This is a genomic window from Candidatus Nitrosotalea okcheonensis (assembly GCF_900177045.1).
Classification (GTDB): Archaea; Thermoproteota; Nitrososphaeria; order Nitrososphaerales; family Nitrosopumilaceae; genus Nitrosotalea; species Nitrosotalea okcheonensis.
Genome location: NZ_LT841358.1, coordinates 926,945 through 939,218, shown reverse-complemented (window position 1 = coordinate 939,218; position 12,274 = coordinate 926,945). Strand labels below are relative to the sequence as shown.

The window sequence follows — 12,274 nt, the reverse complement described above, 5'->3', positions numbered from 1 at the left end:
TACTGTTGTAGCAAATACTGCTTCTGCATCCACAACGTACTCTGACACAGGACTTGCTCCAAACACTGCCTACACATACCGGGTATCTACAATCAATTCAGTCGGTACAAGTATGCCATCGAACATATCTTCTGCCACTACACAAAGCGCAACTGCACCGCCTCCGGCAGGACAAACTGGAGTTATGGTACCGTTGTATTCTTATCCTGGAAGTTATTGGACTCAAGTCATACAAGCCAAAAACGCACATCCATCAGTACCAATTGTTGCCATAATTAATCCCAACAGCGGTCCTGGCTCATCCAGTGATCCAAATTATGTTTCTGGAATTCAGCAACTCCAAGCTGCTGGAGTGAAAGTTTTAGGTTATGTCTATACAAGCTATGGTGCAAGAAGTGCAAGTACTGTTGAATCTGATATTAATTCGTATAACAACTGGTATCATGTAAATGGCATATTTTTCGATGAGATGGCAAATACTGCTGGCCTTGAAACATATTATTCGAGTCTATCTGGTTATACCAAATCCCTTGGCATGACAATGACTGTAGGCAACCCAGGAACTGATACATTGTCCAGTTATATCGGCACAATGGATGTTTTAGATATCTATGAAAATCCTGGCATGCCTGCGCTCACGGACCTTACAGGTTGGCACACAAGCTACCCAAAATCTAACTTTGGACTTATTGCATTTGGAGTAGGAAGTCTTCCTATTCAAAGCACCATTACTACTGACTCAACTTATGTGGGATATGTGTACATAACAGATGACGTTCTACCAAATCCATATGACACAGTTCCTTCCTATTTGAGCACTGAAGTTGGAATGCTTGACACAGGTTCCACTCTTACTATACCACAATCTCCAACCAGTCTTACTGCCACTACCATCTCCTCCTCACAAATTAATCTGTCCTGGACTGCACCTTCCAACAACGGAGGCTCTGCAATAACAGGATACAAGATTGAACGCTCTACTGACAGCGGTATAACATGGTCTACTATTGTAGCAAATACCGCTTCTGTATCCACAACGTACTCTGACTCTGGTCTTGCAGCTAGTACTGCCTACACATACCGGGTATCAGCAATCAACATTGTGGGAACTAGCCCTCCATCAAACACTGCAACTACAATCACATCTGGTACTGTAATTACTATACCAGGATCTCCAACCAGTCTTACTGCCACTACCATCTCCTCCTCACAAATTAATCTGTCCTGGACTGCACCTTCCAACAACGGAGGCTCTGCAATAACAGGATACAAGATTGAACGCTCTACTGACAGCGGTATAACATGGTCTACTATTGTAGCAAATACTGCTTCTGTATCCACAACATACTCTGACACAGGACTTGCTTCAAACACTGCCTACACATACCGGGTATCTGCAATCAATTCTGTTGGAACTGGTTCTCCATCTAACACTGCGTCTGCTACTACAAGTAGTGGTACCACAACAGGATCTATCATACTAAACAGCGTCAAGACAACATCCGGTACAGTATCCTCATTACCATACCAGATTACGCTTTCCAACGTTAATGCCGGAACTGGAACCAACCGTCTGCTTGTAGTTGGTGTGAGTGCAAACAATAATCACGTAGCGTCCGTCACATTTGGAGGAGTGCCACTAACAAACAAAGCGGCATCATTTGCTAACAACGATGCAGAGTTTTGGTACCTGACAAACCCGTCTGGCACTGGAAACATTGTTGTTACCATGGCTGGCTCTACCTCTGTTGTAGTCGGTGCATATTCATTTTCCGGAGTAGACCAGACAACTCCGATACCGACCAGTATTACAAATCACAATACTGTTGCAGGCAGCCCTACCATATCCATTACGACCCAGTATCCAAACAGCTGGGTTTTAGACTTGCCAGCAATATATGGTGGTGTAACACTTGGTTCTCCAACCTGTACACAACAATGGGACACTAACATGCCAAGCGCAATTACTGGTGCATCAAGCTCATCTGTAAAGACATCGGCAGGACTTGCAACATGTGGATGGACTGCAAGCGGAAGTGGAGACCTCTGGGATGATGCTGCAATTGAGATAAAGGCATCTGGGTAAAACTGTACCATTAATGTGAATTTATTATTACATTCTCTTGATTATTTGTATAATTTTCTGGGAGTATAGTTTCAGATGAAATTGAGATCGTGTCTTCAATTTGTTCTTCGAGAGAAGATTGGTTTGTTTTCTGTTTTAATATTTGATCAATCTCTGAACATCTTTTTCTGATTGTAATTGTAGTAAGTTCTGAAGCTACTGCTATTCTAAGTTGTGTTACATGTTCTCCAATTTGAAGTGTTGCTAGGTATAGTGATGCAGCTGCTAATGAAACAGGTTTTTTTCCAGATAGGCCAGGATCTCCTTCGATTTGTGACAAAATTTCAAGTGCCCTTCTCTCAGTCTTTCCGCTTACTCTTGCTTTTATTGATATTTTGGATACATATTGTGCAGGGTCTGACACACATGTATTCATCTTCATTTCTCGTAATAGTAATTTGTAGTAATGTATCACATTTTTTCTACTACAGTTTTCATGCAAGCTCTCAACTCTATCTATGGGAAAAAGAATACCTGCATCCTTGCATGCAATGTATATTGTAGCCGCAACTATCCCAGTAATAGATCTGCCTCTGATGAGTTTTTTATTCAAAGCTTTTCGATAAATGTAGCTTGCTCTCTCTGCTACTGAATGACTAATTCCGAGCATTTCACTTATCCTTCGTATCTCTCTTATGGCCTTGTTGAGATTTTTTGTCTTTGAATCATTTGAGATTGTAAACTTGTTTAATCTCCTGAGATTCTCCATTTCAGAGTGTCCATGAATTTGTTTTCCAAAAGCATCCACGTTTTTCTTGCCTATTAATGTGGGTAATCCTACATGATACATCATCTGAGAAGTCTGTTCATTTGTGCTCTCACTTTCACGATATGTGGAAAAAAAATCCATATTTCCAGAGTTGGCAGAATGGAAACGTTCATCAATAACAATCGCACAATGACTGCAAATTCTCTCACCTCTATCAAGATCTGATACAAGTTTTCCCTTGCATGATGGACATGTAGTATCATCAGAATTTGTTGAGACGTTTTGCAATGACATGTACACACAAAAGATATTGTGGTTTTAAAGCTCTTTGCAAGATAATACATTAATTTTTTCATGGAAAACTCTTCTAAGAAATTTTTCCATGAAAAAATTTATGATCAAAGTTTTTTTTATTGTGACAAGATCTAGATATGTGTGTAAAACTAATTTTATATATTCGCCAGTTTTCCGTTTGTTTTTGCAGAAATTAGATCGCTAATTTCATCATATGCATGAATAAAGTGTATGCCTTTCTCGGTGGCCTTGTAAAGCTGAGTGGCTGTTTCATATTTTATCAAGTTATTATCTTGTAGAAATTTTAGATATTCTTTGACTTGCGTATACGACATGAATGCTTTGTACATTATCTTTGTTTTTGTAGCACCTGTGCGCGAAGACTGTAGTATCATTGCCACAATCTCAGTTCTACTACGATACTTCATAGCACTCTATAATTGTGATTGTATCATAAAAATGATTTGGTTCTATTCTATGGAACATAGTTCCATATTTTTTAACGAAAATTTGATTATTGCAAATTTCATGCAAGGATTAATGAATAACTAATGTTTGAAAATATCTGCCAGTCGTTTATATGCTATCATGTATTTTTTACCCAAGTCAGAAGTTGTTCTAAAAACGGCTCGTTTTGAGAATGGATCATCTATCATGTTCTCAATCAATTCGTGGTTTAGAAGAAATTGTAAATACTGTGATATTTGTTTTGAATTAAGGTTGCATTTGTACATGATATGTGTTTTTAGCGCACCGCTTTCACAAACCTCTAAGATAGTTTCAATTATCTCGACCCAACCACGGTTTCCCCAACCCATGACGCTTTGTTCTGTATAATTTCTCATAGGGGACATATTCTATGTCACACATGCTCGCTGTCCTGTGTTATACAAACTCCAGAATTTCGTTGATGTCTTTCACTGCATTTGAATTCTTTATTTTTACATATGGCACTGTTAACAGCTTAAAGTCCTTGTCAAAGCAGAGCTTGAGAACCTCAAAGGCCTCTACATACCTTACCTCTGTATTTAGTCGACTCTGTAATGCCCTGTATTCTGCTAAACCCTTGATTGCGTTGGACTTTAGATACAGCTTGGATTGTTGTGACCAAAAGATCTCAATCAATTCCACCTTTTCATAAACTACGTCTGAAATATCATAGAAAACCTTTGGATCAAAATTTCTACTAAGCGGTATCTCATATGATAATACGTTAGAGTTGAACCTGGCTGATTCAACTGTTGCTGCTGCTATGGCTCTGTGATCGTGGTGTATGTCTCCATGAGAATGGGTTAGAATTATGTCAGGATTAGCCTTGTTTATAAAATACTCTATATGATTTATCAGTTCATTTGTTACGCTAAGCTTTGAATCCTCAAAGTTGTCAATCCACAAATGTTTTGCACCAATGAACTCTGCTGAACGTCTGAGCTCATCGGTGCGCTCACTTGGATTGCCGCCTGCTCCTCCTCTTGTGAGTGTATACATGGATACTTCATGTCCCTGTCTTGCTGCCTTGATCAAAAGTCCCCCGCATCCTAACTCAATATCATCTGGATGTGCTCCTATTGCTAGAATATTCACAATAAAAATTTGTTTGGATTTTATTTAATATTATTCTAATATTGTTCTATATTTTTTTCTAGTCAAATCATATGAATCAAAAATACTAGGTAAGATATAGTAATAAGCCAAGTTACTTCTACAACTCTGCATCAAGTTTGATGTTGTACCTATCTGTGGAAATACTGTGTTCTGTTTGTACCGCAATGATCTTGATCTTTATTGTGCCATGCTAATCCATCCCATGGTAGACAAAAGTCTGATTCATTACATTTGTTTATCTGGTTAATATGGCATGACTGTTCAAGATAGACTCCGACTAGAGTTGTATTACCTGTAATGAAAATTATTCTATGCCTGTCCGTGTTGTTTGTTTGATCCTGCCAATGATCAAAGACATGTTCTCTAAAGTTTGCTAATACAACTCTGTACTGTGCGTCTGACTTTACGGTAAATGTATGGGGGGTGAATGCTTTCTTTATAATGTCCCCTGAAGGCATCTCAAGCCAAATGCCCATGCCATGAATTGGCCTACCGTCAGTATCTACTGCATTGACTGATAGAAAATGATGATGTTTCTGTAGAATGGTAAGATAAGTCAGGTACTGGTTAAAGTATGCCGGGAACACAGCGTATGGATTTGGCTCTGTCTGGTCTGTGATGTATACCCACTTTAGATATTTTGTTGCCATGTGGAGCCAGGTGGGATCATATGTTGGCTGGGTGTGCACCGTGGCACCAAAACCAACTACACTTTTTGAATATTGTGGATAGTAGGTATTTGATGCAAGTGTTGACTCGCTTGGATAACCCGCAGACTCGTATATTGCAATGTGGTTAAAGAGCGGTACATCTGTCTGGCATATTGAACTGCCTGGGTTTGCCCGTATGTATGAATATCCAAGTGATCTTGCATAGTTTGACACTGTCTGGTAAAAGCTAAACTCTGAGCAAGATCCTGACACCTCATCGAACATTATGCCGTCTAGCATGTTTGGATAAAACTGGTTATACGATGATATCATGCCTTCCACGTTTGATATCGTTCTTCCTGTGCCGTATCCGGTTGGTACATAGCCTGTGACTACTGCTCCTGCGCTTTTGAGCTGTGTAATTGCAGTTGCCCATGCTGCAGAAGCAGAAGAGCCAGGGCCTGATGACGGATTTATGTTTACCATGAACGGTACATTAGGAAAAGCTTGTTTTGCTGCGAGCACCTGTGGAAGCTCGCTTAGGCTGTACAGTGGATAGTATATTCCAGTTGCATTTCCCCCAAGCCTTGCGGATAGGTCTGTTGATCTTGTTGTATTATGTAATGAAACAATTTGGGTGGGTACCAGTGTGCCCGTCGCAGTATTTGTAAGTGTCTTGCTGCTCAGCGTAATGACAAGTGATGATGATATGAGAATCAAGGAAAAAATTAGTATTAGCCAATAACTCCTGTACCTGTTATGTTTCTTCATGTTTATAGTATCTGCATGTATGGATTCAATAACGTAAAACAATATGGATGCAATTATCTATTAGAATCTACTAGTAAATTGAAACTGTATAGTTTTAAAATAATTTATGCTAAATAAGATATGTATGATAATTCATACTGATATTTTTGCGATCAATGCACAAATAGAAGATTATTCTAGAAAAATCATGACATAATGACATATAGTTTATCGAGAAATTAAAATATGATTCTAAGGCGTTGATATGTTTTTTCAAACTGAATTGTGTATATAGAACATTTGTATCTAAAAACATGACTTGTCACAAAGTAGTGCTATTTAATACCTATTAAAAAAAACCAAATAAAATGAATGACTCATCTCAGATAAAAAATGCCGAACGATGGAATCTGTCGTACGAATCATGTAGGCGATGCGGAGGTACTCTCAAAAAATATTCACTATGTGCTATATGTAGGCAAGCCATGCAGCACATATGCATACAATGCGGTTCAAAATCTGAAGGGATGTCACATCCCTGTCATGCATATGGTGATGTATGCCAAACAAGAAATCCTTTGATGAAAGATGCATACCAAATCATGGCATGACAACATGCCTACAACAAAACCCTTTCTAAAACAGAGGCTTTATTGAAAATTAGGCATCTGTATAAAAATGATCTCTGCTGGTCTGATACTATTTGACAAATTCTCTCAAGGGACGACAAGTCACCTTCCTAGTGCAGTCGTAGAACTGGATTTTCGTCAGCAGTTTTAGCAAGTGGAGTGTTCTTTTTTTTGCTATGTTTTTTGATGCTTTTTGTGCTGTACTATTGACTGGCTTCGTACTCAATGATCCAGTATTCTACTATATTGCCAAACGATGCATAATTTATGATGATTTTTCTTTATTGCACGTGTCAAGTATTTTTCTACTAACTTAGTGCTCTTTCATAACACTGTGAAGCTTCTGCATGCCTTTTCAGCTTGAATAAGGCCAGTCCCTTGTAGCCTTCTGCTCTTTTTGATGATGGGGATATTTCTAAAATCCTGTCATAGCACTGTAATGCCTCTTCATATTTTCCCATACACAAGAGGAGCTTGCCATCATCGTACAATGTATTGATTGCTTCAGGCGAAACATTTGAGAGTTTTTTTGTTTCATGCGTAATGTCTTGCAATTCAGCTGTATATGATGTGGGTTATTCTTAAAGTGACTGTAAGTTTCTTCTGTAACAATCTTATACTTTTTGCACCAAATTATCGTATAATCATGTTTGAAGAACAACTTTGGACATGAAATATTCTTACAAATTGCTTTATAGAAAATGTTCTATCGCTGACAATGCACTGATCTGGCAGAAAAAATATCACAAGCATATTGTAAAATAAATCCGGTAAATTACTCTAATGTTATAATATCTTTTTACAGGCTTGGTTTGGATGATTTTGACTGTTCTGATATGTCATTGTGAGACACACATGTTTTTTCATCGGTAATAATTTTGCATGGTAGAATCTGAATTTATTTTGTTTTTGGCTTGAGTGTTATCATGACACCACTTTCTCCGCTTGCACTGATAATTAATTTCAATACACCTTGTGTTTGAACTACTCCGCTTATCCATAATTCGATCGATTCAATATCATATGACTCAAACCAGTCTTTAATATCTTCAACTGTCGCAACAAAACGTTTCATTATATCTTTTTGTGACAAGAAGGCTTGTTGCTGTGTTTTTGCATCAATCTTTGGAAATAACAGTTCAATTTTTTTGTAATTTTTCTTTTTCATTTTTTCAACCTGTGTGTGGAAAGATCAAGTGTAAATGAATCAAATAACTCTGATTTGCCACGCCATGATTCATGCGGTCTTGGAACTGTATGATATGTTCCAGTGATTGATTCTGGCGTAACCTGCATTATCATGTAGCCATGCCTGTTTTCACAATAGTTCTCAAGTATTGTGTTGCTATCTGGCATTGTATACGGTACAGGAAGTGGATCTTTGTTTGGCAGCTTTTGCATGTAGTGCAAGTGCCAATATCCTCCTGATCCTACTACAAGATATGGTACATGCTTGTTGTCTACAGTCCTTGTGAATCTCTGGTAATTGTGAACGTGGCCTGTTAGTATTATATCTGCAAAACGTCCCGACTCTGAAAATGCGTTATCAAGTGTCTCCTCGATGACCTTGCTTCCACTATGATACATGTCAGCAGAATATGCAGGATGGTGCACCGTGACAATGAGTGCCTTGTTTTTTGGGGCTTTTCTTAGTTCATCCTTGAACCATTTGATCTGGGAATCATCAAATACGCCTCCCTCTGGCACGTTGGAATACAGTCCAATAGTTGTCACAAACGGCGCTTCTAGAGTGAAATACACGTTTGGCTGTGTCATGGCAGGCCTGTTTACCTCTACCGAGTCAGGAACAACTTTTGGCTCTTTGGAGCAAAAATTCCTCACAAAGGCATCAAGTGATGGTGTGGTATCCCCAGGAGCAACATCCCCGTCGTGGTTTCCAGGTATTGCAAATATTGGAGCCTGGTACTTTGCGTACGGCTCATAAAATTGAGGATAGTATTCACTTGCCTGGCCAAAATAATACACCACGTCTCCTAGGTGGTAAAAATATGCAGGCCTGTCAGGTCCTTGCAGATCTGACTCCATTGCCATTTCTACTATTTGTTGTGGTATTGGATACTTGACGCCGCCTGTGTCGCCTACAACATGAAATAAAATCTTGTTTGCATCATTGATTTTTTTAATATCTGCTACAGGGATTACATCGTCTAGCCTTATGTGATATGGGGGTATGCCTGTGGGATTGGGGAGAGGCTTGAATTTTTGATTTCCTAATGCCATATGCTTTGTGATTGATTGTACTGTACCGGATCCTTGTACTGGGTTTTGTGACATGTATTAGTATCTTACAAATTTTATATTAAGCATATTGCATGAATTGCACGTATGATAAAATCTTCTGTATTAATCTTCGTTTAAAATCTTGTGATGTTATTATACGTATGTCTTTTTTACCTTGAAACATAATCTAGTATGAAAACATGTTGTGCATTGTGCCGCCACATCTCTTACGTGAAATAATAAATCGTGGAGATCCGGGACTGAAAAAATGGGCAATCAATACCATTACACTCTCCGAGCAAATAAGGATGCAGCGACAAATTTTTGTCACAAATGATATCATGTCTGTATCAACTCAAAAACAACGCAGAATCTATGATGCAAAAAACAAGAGTGCACTTCCTGGCAAATTAGTACGAATGGAGGGTGATCCTACAGTTGATGATCCTGCAGTAAATGAGGCATATGATGGAGCAGGATGGACATATGATATCTACAAGGATGTCTATGGAAGAAATTCTATTGATAACAAGGGAATGACGCTTGATTCTACGGTACATTATAGTGAAAAATATGATAACGCATTCTGGAATGGCAACCAGATGGTTTACGGTGACGGTGATGGAAAAATATTCAAACGGTTTACAATTGCAATTGATGTCATAGGCCATGAGCTTACGCATGGGGTGACTCAGTATACTGCAAAGCTAGAGTATCAGGATCAGTCAGGTGCATTAAATGAGCATATTTCAGACGTCTTTGGCTCTATTGTAAAACAATATTCTCTCAAGCAGAACACAAAACAGGCAGACTGGCTAATCGGACATGGCCTTTTTACGCCTAAAATCAATGGAGTTGCATTACGCTCCATGAAGGCTCCAGGGACTGCATATGATGACCCATTGATTGGAAAAGATCCGCAGCCTGGAACCATGAATGACTATGTTGATACCTCTGAGGACAATGGCGGGGTCCACATAAACTCTGGTATACCAAATCGGGCCTTTTACTTGATAGCAACTGACATTGGTGGATACTCATGGGACAAGGCAGGCAAGATCTGGTACAAGACACTTGACTTGCTAAATCCCAACTCTAACTTTGAGGACATGGCAGCGTGCACATTTGAGGCTGCCGGAATTTTGTTTGGAAGTGCGGAACAAGAGTCTGTCAGACAAGGCTGGGATGGAGTAGGAATTACGGTAAAGAAATAATTGCCAAGAGCATGTGTGTATACCATGAAAATACACTTTGAGCGCTCGGGTGGGTTTGCAGGAATCAGAACATCTGTTTCACTTGACACTGACAACATGTCACAAGACGAGTCTGCACAGCTTCATGGCCTGTGTGCCAATATCAATTTCTTTAACCTGCCTTCCAAGTCTGATGCCAAAAGAGGCGCCGCAGATCTTTTTCTATACAAAATTACAGTAGAATCAAAAGATGGAAAACACACCGTAGAGACAACTGACTTGTCCATGACTCCTGGATTTGAACGCTTTGTTAACTATTTGTCTGACAAGGCTCAGAAAAACTAGATATTTTCTAAAATATATGATATCATGAAATAATGATCTACTAGAACTTTTTTACAGTACAGTTCTAAGCAAGTTCTATTAATGAACCCTGAAATATAATTTCATAAAATATGATTCTGCAAAATATAATTTTACTGTGTACCGTATTTTTTGTATGCACATCAAGTATTTCAGCGTACGGGATTGTTCAAAACATGACTGACAACCAGATCTCGCTTGTGGGAAAAATTACAGTTGATAATTTACCAAAAAATGAAAAATCCACTCATCATTTTATCAGACTTTTTCTACCAAGAGACGCAATATCGTTTCATCTTGATAAAGATAAATCAAGATTCATGTACGTATCAAAGAATGTGACCTCTTTTTCCATAAAAAAACATGCGGCAGAACCATTGGTCTCAACAATTCCACAAATAATTGCAGGATTTGATGGGCTGAACCAAACACAGTGTGATTGTGTTCCTCCAGATGTCCAAATTGCAGTAGGGTCACATCATGTAGTTGAGATGGTAAACGCGGACATGGGAATCTGGGATGAAAATGGTGTGTTTTTATCGTCTGTGTTGCTTGATAGGCTGTTTTCTACTCCAAGTTCTGATATTCTAAGTGATCCTCGGCTGATGTTTGATGCTTCTAGTAACAAATGGTACGCGTCTATTCTTGATGTGACTACATCACATGTGGGCGTGGCAGTTTCAACTAACGAGGATCCAACAAAAATGTGGAATGTATACTCTATACAATTTGATGGTAATTGCCCGGATCAACCATCAATTGGAATAAGCGATGACAAGTTTGTTGTAAGCGCAAATGATTTTACAAACTGTCTTTCAAACCCCGTTTTTGTAGGTGCACAGTATTTTGTAATTGATAAAAATAATCTAATCATGGGAGTGCCAAATCCCTCAATGCAAAAATTTGGACCAGATGGTTCAACGTTTTCAATTTTTCCTGTCCAGTCTCTTGATTCTACATCCACTCTTTTTATGGTAGATGCATATGGTAACAATAACATCTTGCATCTTTATTCCTTGGTTGGCACCGTGCCCAATGTTCAAGTTGTCAAAAAAGATCTTGTTATACAATCTATTAACATACCGCCAAGTGCTATTCAACCTAACACAACTACCACTGTTAATACTAATGATGATAGGATTCAGAGTGCAGTCTTTGATGGTGGGATTTTGTGGTTCGGACTAAATGATGGGTGTACTCCTCAGGGAGATGTACAGGCACGATCATGTGTGAGATTGGTTGAGCTTGATACTGCAGGACCTACAGTGCTTCAAGATTTTGATATTGGTAATGCTGGGTTTTATTATTTTTATCCTGCCCTGGCAGTTGATCTGTCTTCCAAGTTAAATTTGGAATTTGGATATTCATCTCCTTCTGATTATCCTGGATTGATGTTTGCAGTTCAAGATGCAAGTGCTGGATCAAATGGTATCGTCAGGCCGCAAATATTCAAACAAGGTGCTTGGTATGATGATATCGGAAGATATGGTGATTACTTTGGGTCATCAACTGATCCATCAAATTCCCTATACACATGGTTTGCAGGCGAGTATCATAAAGACAAGTCACCTTTTTGGTCTACATATGTTGCAACAACGAATCCTTATGCTATACCTGAATTTCCATACTCCGTTGCAATTTTGGGAATTACCATGATCTCATTTATTGTATTATCTAGATTGCAAGTAAGATTGTGATGATGCTCTAGTTTATTG

At 38.7% G+C, this 12,274-nt stretch carries 12 protein-coding genes; 4 read left to right on the top strand and 8 right to left on the bottom strand.

The window, feature by feature from the left end; translation table 11 throughout:
• The coding region (locus BQ3481_RS05640) for a spherulation-specific family 4 protein (protein ID WP_197706557.1) at window positions 1-2,086 on the top strand (2,086 nt) is incomplete at its 5' end.
• Between the two features lie 10 nt (window positions 2,087-2,096).
• Here the strand turns inward: BQ3481_RS05640 and BQ3481_RS05635 are convergent.
• The 8 genes from BQ3481_RS05635 to BQ3481_RS05600 all read right to left on the bottom strand — a co-directional run bounded on the left by BQ3481_RS05635 (window position 2,097) and on the right by BQ3481_RS05600 (window position 9,057).
• Window positions 2,097-3,128: a transcription initiation factor IIB gene (locus BQ3481_RS05635; protein WP_157927393.1), complete on the bottom strand. Its 1,032-nt coding sequence runs from the start codon at window positions 3,126-3,128 to the stop codon at window positions 2,097-2,099.
• Between the two features lie 155 nt (window positions 3,129-3,283).
• Window positions 3,284-3,556: a winged helix-turn-helix domain-containing protein gene (locus BQ3481_RS05630; RefSeq protein ID WP_157927392.1), complete on the bottom strand. Its 273-nt coding sequence runs from the start codon at window positions 3,554-3,556 to the stop codon at window positions 3,284-3,286.
• A gap of 120 nt (window positions 3,557-3,676) precedes the next feature.
• The gene (locus tag BQ3481_RS05625) at window positions 3,677-3,973 is read right to left on the bottom strand and encodes a winged helix-turn-helix domain-containing protein (protein WP_157927391.1); all 297 of its coding nucleotides are present in this window, start codon (window positions 3,971-3,973) and stop codon (window positions 3,677-3,679) included.
• Window positions 3,974-4,013: 40 nt separating this feature from the next.
• Entirely contained in the window at window positions 4,014-4,712 is a 699-nt protein-coding gene (locus tag BQ3481_RS05620; protein WP_157927390.1) for a PIG-L deacetylase family protein, read from the bottom strand.
• Between the two features lie 149 nt (window positions 4,713-4,861).
• Window positions 4,862-6,154 (bottom strand): spherulation-specific family 4 protein, encoded by a 1,293-nt coding sequence (locus BQ3481_RS05615; protein ID WP_157927389.1) that lies wholly within the window; start codon window positions 6,152-6,154, stop codon window positions 4,862-4,864.
• Window positions 6,155-7,070: 916 nt separating this feature from the next.
• Entirely contained in the window at window positions 7,071-7,316 is a 246-nt protein-coding gene (locus tag BQ3481_RS05610; RefSeq protein ID WP_157928483.1) for a tetratricopeptide repeat protein, read from the bottom strand.
• Between the two features lie 344 nt (window positions 7,317-7,660).
• On the bottom strand, window positions 7,661-7,930 hold the full coding sequence (locus tag BQ3481_RS05605) for a hypothetical protein (protein WP_157927388.1): 270 nt from the start codon (window positions 7,928-7,930) through the stop codon (window positions 7,661-7,663).
• Complete coding sequence (locus BQ3481_RS05600; protein WP_157927387.1) at window positions 7,927-9,057, bottom strand: metallophosphoesterase family protein; 1,131 nt, start codon at window positions 9,055-9,057, stop codon at window positions 7,927-7,929. Before BQ3481_RS05600 ends, BQ3481_RS05605 begins: the two co-directional genes overlap by 4 nt.
• A gap of 158 nt (window positions 9,058-9,215) precedes the next feature.
• Here BQ3481_RS05600 and BQ3481_RS05595 point away from each other — a divergent pair, with 158 nt between their 5' ends.
• From BQ3481_RS05595 to BQ3481_RS05585, 3 genes are all read left to right on the top strand, one after another.
• Window positions 9,216-10,217 carry a M4 family metallopeptidase gene (locus BQ3481_RS05595; protein WP_231911882.1) on the top strand — a complete coding sequence of 334 codons (1,002 nt, stop codon included), beginning with the start codon at window positions 9,216-9,218 and terminating at the stop codon, window positions 10,215-10,217.
• Window positions 10,218-10,241: 24 nt separating this feature from the next.
• Window positions 10,242-10,541, top strand: a complete 300-nt coding sequence (locus tag BQ3481_RS05590) for a protealysin inhibitor emfourin (RefSeq protein WP_157927385.1) — start codon at window positions 10,242-10,244, stop codon at window positions 10,539-10,541.
• Between the two features lie 194 nt (window positions 10,542-10,735).
• On the top strand, window positions 10,736-12,256 hold the full coding sequence (locus BQ3481_RS05585; protein WP_157927384.1) for a hypothetical protein: 1,521 nt from the start codon (window positions 10,736-10,738) through the stop codon (window positions 12,254-12,256).
• Window positions 12,257-12,274 lie beyond the last annotated feature (18 nt).